The 20,188-nt window shown below is 63.8% G+C and carries 20 protein-coding genes and 3 tRNA genes; 16 read left to right on the top strand and 7 right to left on the bottom strand.

What is annotated here, in order from left to right:
• Positions 1 to 93: 93 nt before the first annotated feature.
• The 9 genes from LY622_RS12155 to LY622_RS12195 all read left to right on the top strand — a co-directional run bounded on the left by LY622_RS12155 (position 94) and on the right by LY622_RS12195 (position 7,430).
• Positions 94 to 621: a CinA family protein gene (locus LY622_RS12155; RefSeq protein ID WP_234291126.1), complete on the top strand. Its 528-nt coding sequence runs from the start codon at positions 94 to 96 to the stop codon at positions 619 to 621.
• Between the two features lie 183 nt (positions 622 to 804).
• Positions 805 to 1,866, top strand: coding sequence for a recombinase RecA (gene recA, locus LY622_RS12160; protein WP_066445047.1), 1,062 nt, complete (start codon positions 805 to 807; stop codon positions 1,864 to 1,866).
• Between the two features lie 54 nt (positions 1,867 to 1,920).
• Positions 1,921 to 2,340, top strand: a complete 420-nt coding sequence (locus LY622_RS12165) for a regulatory protein RecX (protein WP_234291127.1) — start codon at positions 1,921 to 1,923, stop codon at positions 2,338 to 2,340.
• A 178-nt stretch (positions 2,341 to 2,518) separates the two neighbouring features.
• Positions 2,519 to 5,128 carry an alanine--tRNA ligase gene (gene alaS, locus LY622_RS12170; protein ID WP_234291128.1) on the top strand — a complete coding sequence of 870 codons (2,610 nt, stop codon included), beginning with the start codon at positions 2,519 to 2,521 and terminating at the stop codon, positions 5,126 to 5,128.
• An 82-nt stretch (positions 5,129 to 5,210) separates the two neighbouring features.
• Positions 5,211 to 6,461 (top strand): aspartate kinase, encoded by a 1,251-nt coding sequence (locus tag LY622_RS12175; protein WP_234279442.1) that lies wholly within the window; start codon positions 5,211 to 5,213, stop codon positions 6,459 to 6,461.
• 211 nt (positions 6,462 to 6,672) lie between these two features.
• The gene (gene csrA, locus LY622_RS12180) at positions 6,673 to 6,873 is read left to right on the top strand and encodes a carbon storage regulator CsrA (protein WP_234291129.1); all 201 of its coding nucleotides are present in this window, start codon (positions 6,673 to 6,675) and stop codon (positions 6,871 to 6,873) included.
• Positions 6,874 to 6,975: 102 nt separating this feature from the next.
• Positions 6,976 to 7,068, top strand: a tRNA-Ser gene (locus LY622_RS12185).
• A 72-nt stretch (positions 7,069 to 7,140) separates the two neighbouring features.
• Positions 7,141 to 7,217: transfer RNA gene (locus tag LY622_RS12190), tRNA-Arg, on the top strand.
• Between the two features lie 136 nt (positions 7,218 to 7,353).
• Positions 7,354 to 7,430, top strand: a tRNA-Arg gene (locus LY622_RS12195).
• Between the two features lie 153 nt (positions 7,431 to 7,583).
• Here LY622_RS12195 and LY622_RS12200 read toward each other — a convergent pair.
• Entirely contained in the window at positions 7,584 to 8,594 is a 1,011-nt protein-coding gene (locus LY622_RS12200) for a tRNA dihydrouridine synthase (RefSeq protein WP_234291130.1), read from the bottom strand.
• A 173-nt stretch (positions 8,595 to 8,767) separates the two neighbouring features.
• Between LY622_RS12200 and LY622_RS12205 the strand changes: the two genes are divergently transcribed.
• The 3 genes from LY622_RS12205 (at position 8,768) to LY622_RS12215 (ending at position 12,264) form a co-directional block, all read left to right on the top strand.
• The gene (locus LY622_RS12205; RefSeq protein WP_234291131.1) at positions 8,768 to 9,031 is read left to right on the top strand and encodes an OadG family transporter subunit; all 264 of its coding nucleotides are present in this window, start codon (positions 8,768 to 8,770) and stop codon (positions 9,029 to 9,031) included.
• An 80-nt stretch (positions 9,032 to 9,111) separates the two neighbouring features.
• Positions 9,112 to 10,929 (top strand): sodium-extruding oxaloacetate decarboxylase subunit alpha, encoded by a 1,818-nt coding sequence (gene oadA / locus LY622_RS12210; RefSeq protein ID WP_234291132.1) that lies wholly within the window; start codon positions 9,112 to 9,114, stop codon positions 10,927 to 10,929.
• 12 nt (positions 10,930 to 10,941) lie between these two features.
• Positions 10,942 to 12,264 (top strand): sodium ion-translocating decarboxylase subunit beta, encoded by a 1,323-nt coding sequence (locus tag LY622_RS12215; protein WP_234291133.1) that lies wholly within the window; start codon positions 10,942 to 10,944, stop codon positions 12,262 to 12,264.
• Between the two features lie 136 nt (positions 12,265 to 12,400).
• Here LY622_RS12215 and LY622_RS12220 read toward each other — a convergent pair whose 3' ends face one another.
• The 4 genes from LY622_RS12220 to LY622_RS12235 all read right to left on the bottom strand — a co-directional run bounded on the left by LY622_RS12220 (position 12,401) and on the right by LY622_RS12235 (position 15,724).
• On the bottom strand, positions 12,401 to 12,742 hold the full coding sequence (locus LY622_RS12220; protein ID WP_234291134.1) for a 2Fe-2S iron-sulfur cluster-binding protein: 342 nt from the start codon (positions 12,740 to 12,742) through the stop codon (positions 12,401 to 12,403).
• A gap of 206 nt (positions 12,743 to 12,948) precedes the next feature.
• On the bottom strand, positions 12,949 to 14,430 hold the full coding sequence (locus tag LY622_RS12225) for a hypothetical protein (protein ID WP_234291135.1): 1,482 nt from the start codon (positions 14,428 to 14,430) through the stop codon (positions 12,949 to 12,951).
• A 194-nt stretch (positions 14,431 to 14,624) separates the two neighbouring features.
• The gene (locus tag LY622_RS12230; RefSeq protein ID WP_234291136.1) at positions 14,625 to 15,155 is read right to left on the bottom strand and encodes a chromate transporter; all 531 of its coding nucleotides are present in this window, start codon (positions 15,153 to 15,155) and stop codon (positions 14,625 to 14,627) included.
• Positions 15,152 to 15,724 (bottom strand): chromate transporter, encoded by a 573-nt coding sequence (locus LY622_RS12235; protein WP_234291137.1) that lies wholly within the window; start codon positions 15,722 to 15,724, stop codon positions 15,152 to 15,154. Before LY622_RS12235 ends, LY622_RS12230 begins: the two co-directional genes overlap by 4 nt.
• A gap of 178 nt (positions 15,725 to 15,902) precedes the next feature.
• Between LY622_RS12235 and LY622_RS12240 the strand changes: the two genes are divergently transcribed.
• The 4 genes from LY622_RS12240 to LY622_RS12255 all read left to right on the top strand — a co-directional run bounded on the left by LY622_RS12240 (position 15,903) and on the right by LY622_RS12255 (position 18,926).
• Positions 15,903 to 16,556 carry a GntR family transcriptional regulator gene (locus LY622_RS12240; protein WP_234291138.1) on the top strand — a complete coding sequence of 218 codons (654 nt, stop codon included), beginning with the start codon at positions 15,903 to 15,905 and terminating at the stop codon, positions 16,554 to 16,556.
• 304 nt (positions 16,557 to 16,860) lie between these two features.
• Positions 16,861 to 17,646 (top strand): creatininase family protein, encoded by a 786-nt coding sequence (locus LY622_RS12245; RefSeq protein ID WP_234291139.1) that lies wholly within the window; start codon positions 16,861 to 16,863, stop codon positions 17,644 to 17,646.
• A gap of 75 nt (positions 17,647 to 17,721) precedes the next feature.
• Positions 17,722 to 18,030, top strand: a complete 309-nt coding sequence (locus LY622_RS12250; RefSeq protein ID WP_234291140.1) for a hypothetical protein — start codon at positions 17,722 to 17,724, stop codon at positions 18,028 to 18,030.
• Positions 18,031 to 18,266: 236 nt separating this feature from the next.
• The gene (locus LY622_RS12255; RefSeq protein WP_114478282.1) at positions 18,267 to 18,926 is read left to right on the top strand and encodes a GntR family transcriptional regulator; all 660 of its coding nucleotides are present in this window, start codon (positions 18,267 to 18,269) and stop codon (positions 18,924 to 18,926) included.
• 102 nt (positions 18,927 to 19,028) lie between these two features.
• Here LY622_RS12255 and LY622_RS12260 read toward each other — a convergent pair whose 3' ends face one another.
• Complete coding sequence (locus tag LY622_RS12260; protein ID WP_114478283.1) at positions 19,029 to 19,319, bottom strand: DUF1330 domain-containing protein; 291 nt, start codon at positions 19,317 to 19,319, stop codon at positions 19,029 to 19,031.
• Positions 19,320 to 19,362: 43 nt separating this feature from the next.
• Positions 19,363 to 20,163, bottom strand: coding sequence for an aspartate dehydrogenase (gene nadX / locus LY622_RS12265; protein ID WP_234291141.1), 801 nt, complete (start codon positions 20,161 to 20,163; stop codon positions 19,363 to 19,365).
• Positions 20,164 to 20,188 lie beyond the last annotated feature (25 nt).

Raw genomic sequence — 20,188 nt, forward strand, 5'->3', positions numbered from 1 at the left:
ATATCGCAGACAAAGGCGCTATTGTACGCAAAAGTCTATCCCTGCGCGCGGCCGACGTCAGGGACCGGCCACCACCCTTGAAGGAGCGACACCATGGCTCATCGCGCCGCCAGCCTGGCCAATCTCGACCTGATCACCCTTGCCGAGCGCCTGGGGCGCCGCTGCCGGGAGCACGGGTTGATCGTGACCGCTGCCGAGTCCTGCACCGGCGGGGGTGTGGCCAGCGCCATCACCGCCGTTGCCGGCAGCTCCGACTACTTCGAGACCGGCTACGTGACCTACTCCAACGCCGCCAAGGCTCGCCTGCTCGGCGTGCCGGAGGCGACCCTTGCCGAGCACGGCGCAGTGAGCCGCGAGGTGGTCGAGGCCATGGTCGCCGGCGCCTGCCGCGAAAGCGGTGCGAAGCTTGGCGTGGCGGTCAGCGGCGTGGCCGGCCCCGGTGGCGGTTCGCCGGACAAGCCGGTGGGTACCGTGTGGCTGGCCTGGGGCAATGCCGAGGGACAGCAGGCCGAGCAACTGCACTACCCCGGGGACCGCCGGGCGGTGCGGGAGCGCGCGGTGCGTGACGCCATCGTCGGCCTGATCCGTCATATCGAGGCCAGTCATATCAAGGGCACGTAGGCGCCACGCTTGGCGTGCGGCGATTTTTTCGCCATACTACTGTCCAACCATACAGTGTCCGGGCGACCCCTTATCGGTTTCGTCCGCCATTCCGATTGTTTGGCAAGCGAACGCCACTGCGGCACCTTGCGCCGCAAGCCCAGCAACCGAATTTCTGCCGACGAGTTCTACGAGGAGCGCCACATGGCACAGGAAGACAACCGTTCAAAGGCATTGAATGCCGCCCTTTCCCAGATCGAGCGCCAGTTCGGCAAGGGCACCGTGATGCGGCTGGGCGATACGCCCCGGGTGATCATGCCGTCGGTGTCGACCGGCTCCCTGGGGCTGGATATCGCCCTGGGCATCGGCGGCCTGCCGCTGGGGCGGGTCGTCGAGATCTTCGGGCCGGAGTCCTCGGGCAAGACCACCCTGACCCTTTCGGTGATCGCCCAGGCCCAGAAGCAGGGTAAGACCTGCGCCTTCATCGATGCCGAGCACGCGCTCGATCCCAGCTATGCCGAGAAGCTCGGGGTCAACCTCGACGACCTGCTGGTCTCGCAGCCCGACACCGGCGAGCAGGCGCTGGAGATCTGCGACATGCTGGTGCGCTCCGGCGGCGTCGACGTGATCGTCATCGACTCGGTGGCTGCGCTGACCCCGCGGGCCGAGATCGAGGGCGAGATGGGCGACTCCCACGTCGGCCTGCAGGCGCGCCTGATGTCCCAGGCGCTGCGCAAGATCACCGGCAACATCAAGAACGCCAACTGCATGGTGATCTTCATCAACCAGATCCGCATGAAGATCGGCGTGATGTTCGGCTCGCCGGAAACCACCACCGGCGGCAACGCGCTCAAGTTCTACGCCAGCGTGCGCCTGGACATTCGCCGTACCGGCTCGGTCAAGTCGGGCGACGAGGTGACCGGCAACGAGACGCGGGTCAAGGTGGTCAAGAACAAGGTGGCGCCGCCGTTTCGCCAGGCCGAGTTCCAGATCCTCTACGGCAAGGGCATCTACCATGCCGGCGAGGTGGTCGACCTGGGCGTGCAGTGCAACCTGGTCGACAAGGCCGGCGCCTGGTACAGCTACAAGGGCAACAAGATCGGCCAGGGCAAGGCCAATGCCGCCCAGTTCCTCGAGGACAACCCGGCGGTGATGGAGGAGATCGAAAGCCAGATCCGTGGCCAGCTGCTGGCCACGGTAGAGCCCCGGGAGAAGGAAGCCACCGCCGAGCTGGCCGATGACGCCGACGAAGGCAGCCTGCTCTAAGCCATGCTGGGCCAGCCGGCGAGCGATCGCGAGACCTCCCCCAGGGAGGATGCCATGCGCCTGCTGGCTCGGCGCGAGTATTCTCGTGCCGAGCTGGCGGAGCGGTTGGCCGCGAAGGGCCACGACTCGGCCGCCATCGGGGGCTGCCTGGACGCCCTGGCCGAGCAGGGGCTGCAGTCGGATAGCCGTTTCGCCGAGAGCTTTCTGCGCTCGCGGGTGGCCCGGGGCCAGGGGCCGCTGAAGATTCGTGGCGAGCTTTCCCGGCGCGGTATCGACCGCGCCACCCTCGAGGCCGCTTTTGCCGAGGCGGAGACCGACTGGTTTGCGCTGGCCTGTGAGTCGCTGGTGAGGCGCTTCGACGGTCCCGGCGACTCGCCCCGTGAGCGCGCGCGGCGGGAGCGTTTCCTCGCCAGCCGGGGGTTCGATTTCGAGCATCTGCGTCACGCCCTTTCCCACGCCTGGGACGGCCATTGAAACGGCCGCTTCGGCTCGCACTCTTCAGTCGCTTGACAACTACGCTATAATACCTCCCTTTGCGAACGCCCCGGGTGGCGCTTCGGCGCGCTACGGCGCCCCTGCAGCGGCCTTTTTTCGACGGCCGCACCCGCTTTCCCGCCCGTCGGGTCATCATGCTCATCGCCACGGATATTCCATGAAAAGCGCAGACATCAGACAGGCCTTTCTGAGTTACTTCGAGGAGCACGGTCATACCATCGTGCCGTCGAGCTCCCTGGTGCCGGGCACGGACCCGACCCTGCTGTTCACCAATGCCGGCATGGTGCCGTTCAAGGACGTCTTCCTGGGTCGCGACCCGCGCCCCTACGTGCGGGCGGCGTCCTCCCAACGCTGCGTGCGAGCCGGCGGCAAGCACAACGACCTGGACAACGTCGGCTACACGGCGCGTCACCACACCTTCTTCGAGATGCTGGGCAACTTCAGCTTCGGCGACTACTTCAAGCGCGATGCGATCCGTTTCGCCTGGACCTTCCTTACCGAGACGCTGGGGCTGCCCAAGGAGAAGCTCTGGGTCACGGTGCATATCAGCGATGATGAGGCCGAGCGCATCTGGAAGGAGGAGATGGGAATCGACCCGGCACGCTTCTCCAAGCTCGACGAGGACAACTTCTGGCAGATGGGCGATACCGGCCCCTGCGGGCCCAGCTCGGAGATCTTCTTCGACCACGGCCCGGAAGTGTGGGGCGGGCCTCCCGGCAGCCCGGAAGAGGACGGCGACCGCTACATCGAGATCTGGAACCTGGTGTTCATGCAGTTCGACCGCGATGCGGCGGGCAACCTGAACCCGTTGCCCAAGCCCTCCATCGACACCGGCATGGGGCTGGAGCGCGTGGCCGCGGTACTGCAGGGCGTGCATTCCAACTACGAGATCGATCTTTTCCAGAACCTGCTCGAGTCGGCGGCCCGCCATACCGGCCATGCAGACACCACCACCCCGTCGCTGCGCGTGATCGCCGACCATATCCGCTCCTGCGCCTTCCTCATCGCCGACGGTGTGCTGCCCTCCAACGAGGGGCGCGGCTACGTGCTGCGACGGATCATTCGCCGGGCCATTCGTCACGGCAACAAGCTGGGCGCCAAGGGCGACTTCTTCCACAAGCTGGTCGGGGCACTTGACGCCGAAATGGGCGACGCCTACCCGGAGCTGCGCGAGGCGCGCCATCAGATCGAACGCGTCCTGCTCAAGGAGGAGCAGCAGTTCGCCCGTACCCTCGAGCATGGCATGGGCCTGCTCGAGGAGGCGCTGGAGGCGTTGGATGGCGAGGTACTGGCGGGCGAGACGGTGTTCAAGCTCTACGACACCTACGGCTTCCCCTATGACCTGACCGCCGACGTCTGCCGCGAGCGGAGCGTGACGCTCGACGCCGAGGGCTTCGAACGCGAGCTGGAGGCCCAGCGCGAGCGGGCCCGGGCAGCCAGCCAGTTCGGCGCCGACTATGGTGCCGCCCTGGAGCTCGAGGGTGAAACCGAATTCACCGGCTACGACAGGCTCGAGGATCGCGCCACCGTCACCGCCATCGTCGATCGCGAGGGCAACGCCCTGGCCGGCCTCGAGCCCGAGCAGCGTGGCCTGGTGGTGCTCGACCGCACGCCGTTCTACGGCGAATCGGGCGGGCAGGTGGGGGATACCGGCTATCTCTACGTCGAGGGCGGCCGCTTCCTGGTCACCGATACCCAGAAGCAGGGTGGTCACCACCTGCACCATGGCGTGTTGCTCGAGGGCAGCCTCAGCGTCGGCGCCGAGGTGCGGCCCCAGGTCGATGCCGGGCTGCGTGGCGCCACCATCCGCAACCATTCCGCCACCCACCTGATGCACAAGGCGCTGCGCCTGGTGCTGGGCGATCACGTCCAGCAGAAGGGATCGCTGGTCACGCCGGAACGGCTGCGCTTCGACTTCAGCCACTTCGAGCCGATGACCGCGGAGCAGCTGGCCGAAGTGGAGCGACTGGTCAACGAGCAGATCCTGGCCAATGCGGCCACCCGGATCGAGCAGATGACCCTCGACCAGGCCAAGGAAAAGGGTGCGGCGGCGCTGTTCGAGGCCAAGTACGCCGATAGCGTGCGAGTGCTGACCATCGGCGCCGACGACTTCTCTATCGAACTCTGCGGGGGCACCCACGTGGCGCGCAGCGGCGATATCGGCTGCTTCCATATCGTCAGCGAACAGGGTATCGCCAGCGGCGTGCGCCGCATCGAGGCGATCACCGGCGAGGGGGCGCTCGCCTGGTTCCGTGAGCAGGAGGCCAGGATCAATCGCATCGGCGAGCGGCTCAAGGCCAGGCCCGAGCAGGTGGAGGAACGGGTCGAATCGCTGGTCGAGCGCAACCGTGCGCTGGAAAAGGAGCTCGAGCGGCTCAAGACCAAGCTGGCCAGCGCCGCCGGCAGCGACATGCTGAGCGAGGCCCGCGAGATCGGCGGCATCAAGGTGCTCGCCACCCAGCTGGAGGGCGTCTCCGGCAAGGAGCTGCGCGGCGTGCTCGATCAGCTCAAGCAGAAGCTGGGCTCCGGCGTCGTGGTACTCGGCGTGGCCGACAAGGAGGCCGGCAAGGTGAGCCTGATCGCCGGCGTCACCGATGACCTGACCTCTCGCGTCAAGGCCGGTGAGCTGATCAACCATGTCGCCTCCCAGGTGGGCGGTAAGGGCGGTGGGCGCGCCGACATGGCCCAGGCAGGGGGTAGCGACGTCGCGGCCCTTCCGGCGGCCCTGCAGAGCGTGCCGGCCTGGCTCGAGCAGCGGCTGCAGTAATACCGCGGGCCGGCCCCGGCGACGTCCGGCCCCTTTCACTCAATACGAGCGCTTACACTCGAAAAACGAGGGAAAACCGCATATGGCACTATACGTTCAGAAGTTCGGCGGCACCTCGGTGGGCTCCGTGGAGCGCATCAAGGCCGTGGCCGAGAAGGTCAAGGGCTTCCGCGACCAGGGGCATCAGATCGTCGTCGTCCTGTCTGCGATGAGTGGCGAGACCAACCGCCTCATCGGCCTGGCCAACGAGATCAACGACGAGCCGACACCCCGGGAGATGGACATGCTGGTCTCCACCGGCGAACAGGTCACCATCTCGCTGCTGGCCATGGCGCTGCACAAGCTGGGCGTGCCGGCGACCTCCTATACCGGCTCCCAGGTGGGCATTCTCACCGACAGCTCTCACACCAAGGCGCGCATCCAGCGCATCGAGACCGACGAGATGCGTGAGGACCTGGACGACAACAAGGTGGTCGTTGTCGCCGGCTTCCAGGGCGTCGACGAGGAGGGCAACATCACCACCCTCGGCCGCGGTGGCTCCGATACCACCGGTGTGGCCCTGGCGGCGGCGCTCAAGGCCGACGAGTGCCAGATCTACACCGACGTCGACGGCGTCTATACCACCGACCCCCGCGTCTGTTCCAAGGCCCAGCGCCTGGACACCATCACCGTCGAGGAGATGCTCGAACTGGCGAGCCTCGGCTCCAAGGTGCTGCAGATCCGCGCCGTTGAATTCGCCGGGAAATACAATGTGCCGCTGCGCGTGCTGTCCAGTTTCCAGGATGGCCCCGGCACCCTGATCGTTGCTGACTCCGACCAAGACGAGGACTCCATGGAAGAACCGCTGATCTCCGGTATCGCCTTCACCGCCAACGAGGCCAAGCTGACCCTGCTCAATACCCCGGACGTGCCCGGTGTGGCGTCGCGCATCCTGGGTCCGATCGCCGATGCCAATATCGAGGTCGACATGATCGTGCAGAACGTGGCGCCGGCGGGCGACTATACCGACTTCACCTTCACCGTGGCCAAGGGCGACTACAAGCAGACGCTGAAGATCCTCCAGGAGCAGGTGCTGCCTGACCTGGGCGAGGGCGAGGTGAAGGGCGACGACAACATCGCCAAGGTGTCGCTGGTGGGGGTCGGAATGCGCTCCCACGCCGGCGTGGCTTCCAAGATGTTCCGCGTGCTGGCCGACGAGAACGTCAATATCCGCATGGTCTCAACCTCCGAAATCAAGATTTCGGTGGTTATCGACGAGAAGCATATGGAGCTTGCGGTCAAGGCGCTGCACAAGGCCTTCGGCCTTGACAAGAGCGATGTCGAAAGCGAATAAGACCAGAAAGCGACGGGATTAGTCTGTATCTTCTACGCTTGAAGGGGAGTCGGAGACACCACGACATTCGACTTTCCTTCAACGCATTCATGATGTCATGGTGCGCGTCGGTGGTGCACAGTGGTGTCATGCCACATAATAGGCTTAGAGTACTAGCGTCGATTGGATCGTCGCGTATCCCGTTGCCAGTCGTCTGAGAAGGAGATCAGTCATGCTCATCCTGACCCGCCGTGTCGGCGAAACCCTGATGATCGGTGATGACATCACCGTAACCGTCCTTGGCGTCAAGGGCAATCAGGTCCGAATCGGCGTCAATGCACCCAAGGATGTCGCCGTACATCGTGAAGAGATCTACCAGCGCATTCAGCGTGAGAAGTCTGATGAAGAGGGGGGTGGTAGCGCAGCATCCTGAAGGTGACAACGAGATGCTGGCGGTTCAGGTGGCAGGAAACAAATCCCTGAATACGCTGGACAAAGAAGCGCAGTGACGATAGGATATGCGCCGTGTCGTGAGGGAGAGGTGGCCGAGTGGCTGAAGGCGCTCCCCTGCTAAGGGAGTATGGGGTTTATAGCCCCATCGAGGGTTCGAATCCCTCCCTCTCCGCCATGACGACACGCAGCAGAAGCGAAAAGCTGTACTGGAAGTAGAAAGACGAAAGCAGCGGATAGACGAAGCAACGCGCCCGTAGCTCAGCTGGATAGAGTACCTGACTACGAATCAGGTGGTCGGAGGTTCGAATCCTCCCGGGCGCGCCATGTTGTTGACACCATCATGTTGTTGGCGGCATGTCGTACTGGAAATCATGTAGTGCTAGGTAGCGTGTAGTACTAGGTAGCGTGGTTTCATGCACGATGTCTTGAGGCTGGAAAGCATGACGCGGTTATACCGCTTGCGCCCGTAGCTCAGCTGGATAGAGTACCTGACTACGAATCAGGTGGTCGGAGGTTCGAATCCTCCCGGGCGCGCCAGATTCAGACCCGCCCTCGATTAGAGGGCGGGTCTTCTGTTTGTGGCCATTGGGCCGGTTCGGTTTCTCTGCTAGTGGCATCGGTCCGATCAGGGATGAGTGTGCCGGCCGCGATCGTTTGGGGTGTCGTTGCTTGTCGACGGACGCCCCTTTTTTATGGTTGCGGCAGCGCTTCCGGCTGCGCCTGAAGGGCGGCGGGGTGACGCCGGTCGCAGGCGCTCTGCTCTGGTGTTGCCGGGGCCGCTTCCAGCCCGGCAAGCAGGGCATCGAGTTCGGTAATGCGCTTGAGCTCCTCGAAGCGCTGAGCCGCCACGGCGTCTCGATGACGCATCTGATTCAGCCACTGCTTGACCAGTGAAACGACCACTCGTGCTTGCAGTTTTTCGCGCTGCGTTGCAGCATAAGCGCTGAGAAACGCCGCGCGGGTCTGCCAGCGAGTGTCGGGCAGGCGCTCGCCGGTCATCAGCCAGTGATGGATGCGTGGCGCCAACCAGGGGTCGGCCAGGGCGCCGCGGCCCAGCATCACGTCCCGGCAGCCGGAAAGCGTTCTCGCTTTCCAGTAGTCCTCCAGGCTCCAGATGTCGCCATTGGCGACCACGGGAATGCTCAGGTGCCGACGTATGCGCCCGATCCACTCCCAATGGGCCGGAGGCCGATAGCCTTCGTCGCGGGTGCGGGCGTGCACCACGAGCTGTGACGCGCCGCCGTTTTCAGCCGCCCTGGCGCAGGCCAGGGCGAGGCGACGGTCGGAGAATCCGAGGCGGATCTTGGCCGTGACCGGTATGGCGTGGCCGACCGTGCGATGTACGGCGGATACCGCGGCGTATACCCGGCGTGGATCGCGCAGCAGCGAGGCGCCGCCATCATGGCGATTGACCAGCTTGGCAGGGCAGCCGAAATTGAGATCGATGCTGCGCACGCCCAGCTGCAGGGCCTGCCAGGCATTGGCGGCCAGGGCCGCGGGGTCGCTGCCCAGCAGTTGCAGGTGTACCGGCACGCCCGACGGCGTTCGAGCCGGTAGCCGGGCGAGTTCGGGGCAGGTCTTGTGGTAGACCCGTGGCGGCAGGCGGGTATCGACCACGCGCACGAACTCGGTGACAGTCCAGTCGAAGCCGGGCTGCCGGGTGAGCAGGTCGCGGGTGATGGAGTCGATCACTCCCTCCATGGGGGCGAGTCCGATCCGACCCCTTTCACGACCTTCATGTAGTAAATTAACAACGCTGGCTTCCACCATAGGGCGCTTGCAATCTGTCCTGAGTGTGGCAGTTTATACGACCGGATTTCTACGCTATTTGACTTGATTGCGTCAGTTCGCGGTCAGGTTACGGGAGAAGGCGCATGCAGGATCTGCAGCTGTTACAGGATGGACTGGCCCTGATGGGGGTTGGCATGGGATTCGTTTTTGTTTTTCTTACCGTGCTGGTGCTCACCACTACCCTGATGTCGCTGGTCGTTCGCCGCCTGGTGCCCAAGCCTCCCGCTGTGCAGCCCGCCGCCGGGCAAGGCGTGGCGCCCACCGCTGACAGGGCCGATGATGCCGAACTGATGGCTGTCATCAGCACCGCCGTACATCGCTACCGTCATCGCCGCCCTCGTCACTGACTGCGCTACTGACTGAGAGTGCGGCGAGGGCGCGCCATATTACTACATAAATACATTGCCATCTCTACGGGGTCATCGTCATGAGTGAGACCAAGCGCCCGCTGGGCATCACCGACGTCGTGCTGCGCGACGCCCATCAGTCGCTGTTCGCGACCCGCATGCGCCTGGACGACATGCTGCCCATCGCCGAGAAGCTCGACCGTGTCGGCTTCTGGTCGCTGGAGTCCTGGGGCGGTGCCACCTTCGACGCCTGTATCCGCTATCTCGGCGAAGATCCGTGGGAGCGGATACGGGCGTTGAAGGAGGCCATGCCCAACACGCCGCAGCAGATGCTGCTGCGCGGCCAGAACCTGCTGGGCTACCGCCACTATGCCGACGATGTGGTCGACCGCTTCGTCGAGCGGGCCAAGACCAACGGCGTCGATGTCTTCCGCGTGTTCGACGCCATGAACGACCCGCGCAACCTGGAGCGGGCCATCAAGGCGGTGCGCGATGTCCAGGGCCATGCCCAGGGCACGATCTCCTACACCGTCAGCCCGGTGCATACCCTTGACAGCTGGGTGGAGCTCTCCGAGACCATCGCTGACATGGGCGCCGACTCCCTGTGCATCAAGGACATGGCCGGCCTGCTGACGCCCTATGACGCCTTCGAACTGGTCTCGCGACTGAAGAAGGCGCTGTCGATCCCGATCCACATGCAGTGTCATGCCACCACCGGCATGTCCACCGCCTCGATCCTCAAGGCCGTGGAGGCCGGCATCGACAACGTCGATACTGCCATCTCCTCCATGTCGATGACCTACGGCCACAGTCCCACCGAGTCGGTGGTCGCCATCCTGCGGGGCACCGAGCGCGACACCAATCTCGATCTCGAACTGCTCGAGGAGATCGCCGGCTACTTCCGCGAGGTGCGCAAGAAGTACGCCGCCTTCGAGGGCTCGCTCAAGGGCATCGACTCCCGCATCCTGGTGGCCCAGGTTCCCGGCGGCATGCTCACCAACATGGAAGGCCAGCTCAAGGAGCAGGGCGCCGGTGACAAGCTCGACGACGTGCTGGCCGAGATCCCCCGTGTCCGCGAGGACCTGGGCTTCATTCCGCTGGTCACCCCGACATCGCAGATCGTCGGTACCCAGGCGGTGATGAACGTCATGATGGGCGAACGCTACAAGTCGATCTCCAAGGAGGTCCAGGCGCTGCTCAAGGGCGAGTACGGCTCAGCCCCCGCTCCCTTGAACAAGGAGCTGCAGCAGCGCGTGCTGGAGGGGGGCGAGCCGATCACCTGCCGGCCCGCCGACCTGCTCGAGCCCGAAATGGAACGCCTCGCCGCCGAACTCAAGGAGAAGGCCGGCTCGGAAGGCATTCGCCTCGCCGAAGGGGCACGCGAGATCGATGATGTCCTGACCTACGCACTGTTCCCGCAGATCGGGCTCAAGTTCCTCAAGAACCGCGACAACCCCGATGCCTTCGAGCCGGTGCCCCAGGCAGCGGAAGCCCAGCCCGCGGCCAGCCTGCCGGCCACGACGCAGGCCAAGGTGCCGGCCACCCGCAGCGACGCCCCCGCCGGCCCCGAGACCTACACCGTCAAGGTCAACGGCAAGGCCTACGTGGTGGAAGTGGCCGAGGGCGGCGAGATCGGCGAGGTGTCGGAGCAGGGCACGGCCCCGACCCCGACCCCGGCGGCGCCCAGTGGCGAAACCATTGCCGCGCCCCTGGCGGGCAATATCTTCAAGGTCAACGTCAAGCCGGGCGACGCGGTCAAGGAGGGTGACGTGGTCATCATCCTCGAGGCCATGAAGATGGAAACCGAGGTGCGGGCAAGCAGTGCCGGCACCGTCTCCGAGGTCAAGGTCAGCGAAGGCGACAGCGTATCCGTCGGCGATGCGTTGATCGTGCTCTAAGGGCAACGCCACATGGAAAAGCTACTGACCCTGTGGGAGGGCTCGGGCCTCTACAATCTGGCCCCTGGCCAGGCGGTCATGATCGTGGTGGGCCTGGTGCTGCTCTACCTGGCGATCCACAAGAAATTCGAGCCGCTGCTGCTGGTGCCGATCGGCTTCGGCGGGATCCTCGCCAACATTCCCGAGGCGGGGCTGGCCATCTCGGCGCTGGACCAGGCCATCGAGGTGGCCAGGCCGGCCGTGCTGCATCAGATCGCCTCGGCGCTGGGGGCGACGCTCGACCCGCTGGCCGGCGAAGAGGCGTGGCGGGCGACCCTCAAGCTGATCGCCGACGACGGCGCCTCGCCCGATCAGCTGCGCGCTGCGCGGGATGTGGCCATGAACGTGGGCTACGGTGACGGGCTGCTCTACACCTTCTACGCGGTAGCCGTGGCATCGGGAATCGCACCGCTGCTGATCTTCATGGGCGTGGGCGCGATGACCGACTTCGGTCCGCTGCTGGCCAACCCGCGGACGCTGTTCCTGGGGGCCGCGGCCCAGTTCGGCATCTTCGCCACCCTGTTCGGGGCGGTCGGCATGACCACCCTGGGCTGGATGGACTTCTCGCTCGAACAGGCGGCCGCCATCGGCATCATCGGCGGTGCCGACGGCCCTACCTCGATCTATGTCTCCAGCGTGCTGGCCCCGGAGCTGCTGGGGGCGATCGCCGTGGCGGCCTACGCCTACATGGCGCTGGTGCCGCTGCTGCAGCCGCCGATCATGAAGCTGCTGACCTCCAAGCGTGAGCGGGCCATCACGATGACCCAGCTGCGGCCGGTCTCCAAGCTGGAGAAGATCGTCTTCCCGCTCCTGCTGTTGATGCTGGTGGCGCTCTTCCTGCCCGATGCGGCCCCGCTGCTGGGGATGTTCTGCTTCGGCAACCTGATGCGCGAATGTGGCGTGGTGGAGCGTCTGACCGATACGGCCCAGAATGCGCTGATCAACATCGTCACCATCGTGCTGGGGCTGGCGGTCGGCTCGCGGCTGATGGCGGAGAGCTTCCTCGCGCTCGAGACCCTGGGCATCATGGCGCTGGGCATGGTGGCGTTTGCCATCGGCACCGCGGCCGGGGTGCTGATGGCCAAGCTCATGAACCTGATGAGCAAGATGCCGATCAACCCGCTGATCGGTGCCGCCGGGGTCTCCGCGGTGCCCATGGCGGCGCGCGTCGCCAACAAGGTGGGCCTGGAGTCCAATCCGCACAACTTCCTGCTGATGCACGCCATGGGACCCAACGTGGCCGGTGTCATCGGCTCGGCGGTGGCGGCGGGGGTGATGATCAAGTACCTGGGTTGACCGGTAACTGGCGTTAACGGGGTTTTGGTCCGTGCCGCAGGAAAAAGGAAAAAGCCCATCAGGTCGCCTGATGGGCTTTTTCTGGTGTGGTGTCTTCTGCTTGCGGGGACTGTTCGGAAGAGGAGGTAGAGGGCATCTACGAGCTGGTCACGGTGCCGGGCTTCTTCGGGCTGGCTGGGGTGACGGCAGCCTCCTGGGCCAGTTCCAGATCTTCCTCGACCCAAAGCTGGCAGGCAAGGCGATAGCCCTGCTCGAGGCGTGAGCCCAGCATCTTCTTCTCCTTCCAGTTGGGCTCGGCAAGAGTTTCTCCACCCTTGAGCACCTTGCACATGCACTTGGCACACTTGCCCATGCCGCAGCCGTAGCTGAGGTGGGGGTAGGGAAACTGGCGTATGCCGGCACGCACGACCAGGTTGGTCTTGGGCTGGACTTCTCCTTCGAAGACCTCGCCGTTCTTGTGAATCTTGATCAGGGGCATAGTCGTCACCTAGCTCATTATCGTCAGATTGTGCGTGGGGGTTCACTGCACGGTATGGGCTTTGCTTCATGGAATATGGTATACCATGTGCCATGTGATGGGTTTCGTCAACCCTCCGTTCCTCTATTTTTCATGCCCTGCAAATAGAATCACCCGGCGCCGAGGCGCCGGGTGAGGTGGTCACAGCCAGGTTGGGCGCACTGATCCTACATCAGCAAGAACACGGCTAGCAGTGAGGCCACGACGATACCCGAGATGACCGGTACGAAATTGCGTCGCACCAAGGCTGCGGGGCTGACCCCGGCAATGCCGGCATCAGCTGCCACGCCGAAAGCCCAGGCTGCCAGCGTGCCGCCGCCGGCGAAAATCGCCGCTACCTGCCCGAGGGCTGCCAGCACGTGGATGTCGACATCGGCTGCGGTACCCAGTGCGCCTGACAGTGAACCCACCAGCGGAAGGCCGGAGAAGCCGGAGCCATCCATGCCGGAAAGCAGACCTATGAAGGCCATGCCGAAGGTCAGCAGGAAGATATTGCCATCAATGTAATGGCCGATGTTGTGACCGATATCGAAGAGGAATCCAGCTGCACCTGCACCGATGACCTCGGCGGAGTGACCCGGGTGGCCGAGGAAGAAGAAGCCGGCGATGGGGATGATCGGGGCGAAGATCTTGATAGCGAAGAAGAAGCCTTCACGGGTATAGGAGCTGATGCCATCCAAGGCGTGGTGGCCATGTGAAGCGAACGAGGAGAGCACCAGCAGCACGGTGGCCGTGCCGCCCAGCAGTGCCGTGGCACCGCCGCCGCGAATCGCCTGGTCGGGCAGGAACAGTGCGCGATAGATCATCAGTCCGGCGATGCCGATCAGGATCACCGGTACGGCCACGGCAAAGATGCGTGCGTAGGGACCGGCTTCGGGTTCGACTTCTTCCTTTACAGTATCAGTGCACACCGCTGCGGCACCTGCCGAACGGGGGGCAAAGACTTCGTCGCCCTTGGGCGCTTCGAGGACGCCGGAGCGCATATCCCGACGGAGGTTCAGGCAGGCCAGGGTGATGGCCACGACACCCACGACGACTGAGAACAGCAGGGTATAGGGTACCAGCGTGGTGGTTTCGATCCCCGCGGCACTGGCCGTCAGGCGGCTGGCGCCCTGAATGATCGGGTCGGCCGACAGGGCCATGCCGTGGCCGAACAGGTTGACGGCCATGGCAGCGCCGATGGCGGGCAGGCCGACCTGCATGGCAACCGGGATCAGCACGGTGCCCACCAGGGCCACGGCCGGAGTCGGCCAGAAGAAGGCGGCCGCCACATACATCGTCACGCCGAGCACGAAGAAGGCGGTCCAAGGTCCCACCATCAATTTCTTCATGGGTGCGACCATGAGCCGGTCGGCACCCTGGCTCTGCAGCGATTTCAGCATCGCCACCATCAGGGCGATGACCAGCATGATATCAAACAGTTCGGTACCGGCGTTCAGCAGGGCCCGAAAGACCACCTGTACGGCAAAGATGACCTGGTTGAGAGGACCTTCGTGCTGAGGCTCGGCGAGCAGGCCCAGCAGGAAGATACCGACTATCGAGGGGACGATGACCCCTTTGCGAAAGCCGATGGAGACGAAAATCGCCAGGATGACCAGCAGGAACACCCAGTGCGACGCGGTTAGTTGTACCTGTTCAAGTTGTTCCATATTGCACCTTGGATTGTGTTTGTCAGGTTTGGGGTAGCGTTGTTCTTGTTGATCGCTGCCTTGTTGCAGTGCCGTTACGCCAGTCAGGCGAGGGGCACCGACGCGCCTTCCAGCATGTGATTCAACGGGGTATTGGCTGCATGGGTATTCTCCAGTTTGGTCAATGGTCAGCCCGCTGCCAGGCTGCCTGAGGGTTAGCCCAGCATGACGGCGCCATAGAGCAGTGCGCCCAGTACCACGAATGCGGGGTGTGTTCTGAAGCGAAGCAGGGCGATGGCCGCCGCCGCACCGATCAGTAGCGTGTGAGCCAGGCCGGCCCCATCGACACCTTCCATGAAGAAACTGGCCACCAGCCACGCCATCATCATCGCGATGACGGGGCGAACCCACTGGCTCATGCGCTTCACGCGCGGCGAGTCGCGGTGGCGATAAAGCAGGCCCAGTGCGCCCAGCATCAGCAGCAGCGAGGGAACGACCGTGGCAAAGACCGCCACCAGGGCGCCGCCGATGCCGGCGACCTCATAGCCCACATAGCCGGCCATCTTGGTGGCGATGGGGCTTGGCAGGGCGTTGCCCAGCGCCAGGATCTCGGCGAACTCCTGTGCGGTCATCCAGCCGTAATGGCCGACCACTTCAGCCTCTATCAGCGGGATGATGGCCGGGCCACCGCCGTAGCCGATGATGTTGGGGATGAAGAAGGCGAGGAAGAGTTCGGCGTGGATCATGGCGTCGCTCCTTCTGCCGACTTCGCTTTCGGCGCCGGCTGCAGCAATGCCGTAACGAGGATGGCGCCGATGACCCAGCCGGGATGGATGCCGAGCCAGTAGATGAGCCCGCCGGCGATGGCTGCCATGCCCAGGCTCACCGTCCAGCCGAGCGCCAGGCGGGACTTGTGCAGGAAGTCCCAGGCGAGCTGGGCCATCATCACCATGACGACAGGAACCACGCCTTGTCCCATGCCGTGGATCCAGCTCACGCCACGGTAGTGACTGAACAGCCCCAGCATGAGAATCATCGCCACGATCATCGGCAGGATCACGGCGAGCACGGCATTGGCACAGCCGGCCACGCCGCCGATGCGATAACCGATGTATCCCGGCATCTTGGTGGCAATGGGGCCGGGCAGGGTATTGGCGATGGCAAGGATGTCGGCGAACTCCTCGTCTTCCAGCCAGCCGTGACGCTTGACCACTTCCTGGTGTACCAAAGGGATCATGGAAGGGCCTCCGCCGAACCCCAGCAGGCCGATTCGAAGGAAGGAGAAGAATATCCTGCCCTGTATCGGCCCGCTCATGACGTGCTCATCCATGCGGGGGTGCTGTGGAATAAAATCATTGAAATCATCATCATACCGATGTCCAGTTGAGCGTTTTCCTGGTAATAATCGATTATTTGACCTAGAGTATGATGCTCAGGAGAGGGTCGTCAAGGCCCCGGTATACCAAATCCCAAATAATTTTTGGAAGCACGCCATGACACAGAATGCAAAGCAGCCGGGTGCTACGGCATCGAGCAGGATTTTCGAGGTCCTTCGCCAGGATCTGCTCAGTGGACGATTCGGGGCCGGCGAGAGGCTGTCGATCAGCTCACTGAAGGAGACCTACCAGGTCGGGCTGAGCCCGCTGCGCGAAGCGCTAAACCGGCTGGCGGCCTCTGGCCTGCTGCGCCAGGAGAACCAGCGCGGCTTTCGGGTGCTTGAGCTGACCCGGCGTGAGCTCGACGACATCACCGAGATGCGCCGCCAGATGGAGGGAATGGCGATCGAGCGTGCCATCGCCCATGGCGACGAGGAATGGGAGTCCCAGCTGCTGGCGGCCAATCATCGACTGACCCGCGCCGGGACTTCGACCCCATTGCGTGAGTGGGAGCAGCTGCATACGCGGTTTCACAACGCCCTGGTGGCGCCCTGCGGTTCGGTCTGGCTGCTGCGCTTCATCAGCCAGCTGCACGACCAGTTCGATCGCTATCGGCGAGTCGCGCCCAGTGCCCCGGAGCTGAGGCAGCGGCTCGATGCCCAGCACGGCGAGCTCGTGGAGCTGGCGCTGACACGCGATGCGAAAAGGGCCCGGGCATTGATCGAGGAGCACATCACGCTCTCCAGCCAGGTGGCTCAGCGCAGCTGTTAGACACTGACCGAAAACTGGCTGTGCTCGGCCATACGGCGTTAAAAATCGGCTCCTGACCGAAGGGTTGCGTGCGCCGATCCCGCAGACAGCGCCTGAAACGTGGCTGAAGGCGTCGGAGATCGCCGCACGGGTGGGGCAAGTTTATGCTGATCGGGCTTTACAGGTGGACCGGAGTTGCGCTAGTTTCGGGCATACGGTATACCATATGCCATAAGATGCGACCCTGACGAATGACATCAGGGCCTTGCCCCGAGGCGTTGAATGCGCGATGCCCGGTGGGTGCAAGGCCCGAAAGGAGAACCGGATGAACGGTTTCGTACTGACCGAGATGACCTGGCCTGAGGTCGAGGAAGCGCTGAAGACCGCCCGCATGGCCATCATTCCGGTGGGCGCCCACGAGCAGCACGGACCCCACATGAAGGAGAGCTGCGATGCGGTGCTGGCCACCGAGATGGCCAAGCGACTCGCCACGGCGCTTCATCCCGACGTCGTGGTGACACCCACCGTCAACATGGGGATATCCCCGCACCACATGAATTTCCCCGGGACCATCAGCCTGCGGCCCGAAACCCTGCTGGCACTCTTGCGGGACATGGTGGAATCGCTGAAACGGCACGGCATTACCCGTGTGCTGTTCCTGAATGGCCATGGCGGCAATCAGTCGACCCTCGGCCTGGCCTGCACCAGCCTTACCCAGGAGCTCGGTGTGGCGTGCTACTTCGCCAAGACCACCGCTGCCGCCAAGACGGCGATGAAGGAGCACATCCACTCGACGCTCTATGGCCACAGCTGCGAGCGCGAGGTCTCGGAGGCCTATTACCTGGCGCCTCACCTGGTCCACCCCGACAGGCTGGAGAAGGGTGACATCGTCACCGGCGGGCGCTGGGAGGGGCTGCGCCCCGGCAACCCCATCCAGGGTTTCTACCATTACGAGGAGATGACTCGTAACGGCTGCATCGGGGATGCGACCCAGGCCAGCTACGAGATCGGCCAGGCGATCGTCGAGGAGGCGCTGGAAGGGCTGACGACGGCGGTCAGGGAGATTCTGGCCGAACCGGTTCAGACGGCGGCGCCAGTGGAACTCGCCTGAGATCGGCCTTCGATGCCGCTATCGGGTGAAGTCGCCCGGAGGCATGCTACTACAATGACGAAAGAGGGCACTGTTATGTACATCATCCTGACAAGCAAGTCCGACGAATATGATGCCAGGCCGGACAGCGGCATCTCGCCTGTCGAGTCCTATGCCTACTACTTCTACGGCAAGAAGAAAGCCGACTTCACCATTGCCGAAGTCGAGGCCGATGGCAGCCGGGTCAGCATCGTCGAGTGTGGTGACAACGGGCTGACCAACAGCGTACCGATCAAGTTCTTCGAGAAGTTCGCGACCGTGGAAGAGGCTCGCCAGGAGCTGAAGCAACTGGTCACCTTCGGCACCATCGATACGCGCCTCGAGAGGGTTGCAGCGGTGTCGTAACCGGCTGTTCGAAATGCGCGATACAGCCCCGTGGGTCTCCCGCGGGGCTTTCTGCATACTGGCTTACTGCTTGCTGAAGGTACGTCGACTTGGCCAGGGGGCCCAGGCTGCACTCTTCACGATACTTCCCCCACGACACTTCCCCCACGGTGCTTCGTATGCCAGGAAAGTCCCGCTGTGGTATCCTGTTACATCTGATTATTTCTTGTTTTTTGGCCACTCGAAGGTAAGTCCCCATGGCAGAGACCTGGACTCAGGAAGACCTCTCCCCGATCCGCGACAAGGTGTATGTCTACCTCAAGGACGCGATACTGCGTGGGGAATACAAGGCGGGTGATCGGCTGGTCGAGCGGGTATTGGCCGAGAAACTCAATATCAGTCGTACCCCCATCCGCGAGGCGCTGTTTCGACTCGAGACCCAGCGGTTCGTGCGAACGGTGCCGCGCAAGGGGGTGGTGGTCAACGAGATCACCCAGGCCGAGATCCTGGAAGTCTTCATGATCCTGGCTTCCCTCGAGTCACTGGCCGCGCGGCTGGCGGCCCAGAAGGTCAACGATGCCATCATCGCCGAAATCGACCAGCTCATGGCCGAGATGGAGGAGGCGTTGAACAACGGGGGTGGCGACGAGGTCGAGCTCAACGTCAAGTACAACGAGCTGATCGGGCGTGCCTCCGGCAATCCCAAGCTTCACGAGATGCTGGTCGACCTCAAGGATTACGTGCGCGCCTTCTCAAATCTCAGCAGCGCCTTGCCCGGCCGCACCAAGGCGGCCCTTCGTGAGCACCAGGACGTACTGAGCGCGATCCGCAGTGGAGAAGCAGACTTGGCCGAGAATTTTACCCGCATCCACCTCGAGAAGTCCCGCCAGGCCTATATGAGCCGCTCTCAGGCTTGAGATGGGTGTCGGGCGTTTACACGACAGACCCCGGGCGCCACAGGCGCCCGGGGTCTCGTTCCTCAGGTTGGCTCATCCAGGAGGTCGGCAAGCTCGTCTCCTTCAGACGCCTCCGACAAGCCGAATATCCCTGACCGCGCCATCGCCGAGGGCTTCCAGCGCTGCAGCGTAAGCCTCTCCATCATGCGTCGCACGGGCACTCTCCAGATCGGGAAACTCGATGATGATGGTGCGGTCCTGTTGGCCGTCCTCATAGGCATAAGCCGCCACATCCCTCGCCAGGAAGATGCCGCCGCCAGCGGCGATGGCAGGGATTGCCAGCTGTATGTAGCTGGCATACTTCTTCGCATCCGTTATTTCACGATAGCAAGAGACCCAATAGGCTTTACTCATCTCTCGAACTCCTTGTGTAAGAGGGCGACATGTCGAGCCTTGTCTAGCCGATGACGAGCGGCGAGGAGAGGTTCTTCAACGCTCGTGCCACACTCATTGCGACGATATACCCGGTCTTGGGGTTGTTCGGGGACGGGGTGTTCTGCACCTCGATGCGGACTTCGCCGAATAGCCCCTTGGCCGAGACCTCGTGGATGTTCTTGTCGATGGTGGGGTCGACCAGCACCCGAACCTGGGTGGCCTCGAAGCCTACGCCTGCCAGGCTCAGGGCCGCCGAGACGTTGACGCTCTCGGGGAAGACCCGCGATGACTCCCGAGCATTGCCTTCGAAGATCACGGTGGGCTTCTCGACCGTATCGAGGTCGACCACTTCCTCGGCGAAGGTGCCCCGCCACGCCTTCACCGGCTTGCGGGTCGTCAGTGTCACGCTGTCGAGCGGGCCCTGGGCGGCGGCGGCGATGCGGTCGAGCCCGGCGATGGCGGCGGAGGGGACCAGTACACGTTTGCCATGCCGGCTGGCGCTGGTCATGACCCGGTCATGCAGTGCCTGGTCGCAGAAGGCCCCGACCGATACCACCATGAAATCGCAGCCATGGGAGAGCGATGTCTCGGCGTAGCGGATCACGGCTTCGTGGCCTGCGGTCTCGACCACCACGTCGGGCCGGCAGGCGAAGAACGCCTCTTCACTGTCGGTGATCAGGCCGCTCTCAAGGGCGTCGGCATACTTGCCGGTGTCGCGTACCAAAACGGCGGCCAGCCGGGTGTTGCCCGCCTGGCCGCCGAGGATGGCCTCGGCGACATCCCTGCCCGCCGTGCCATATCCGATGAGTCCAACGCGTATCATATGACCTCACATCTGAGTGCTGGGC

Origin of the sequence: Halomonas alkalisoli, from assembly GCF_021412585.1 — a bacterium.
In the GTDB taxonomy this organism is placed as follows: domain Bacteria; phylum Pseudomonadota; class Gammaproteobacteria; order Pseudomonadales; family Halomonadaceae; genus Halomonas; species Halomonas alkalisoli.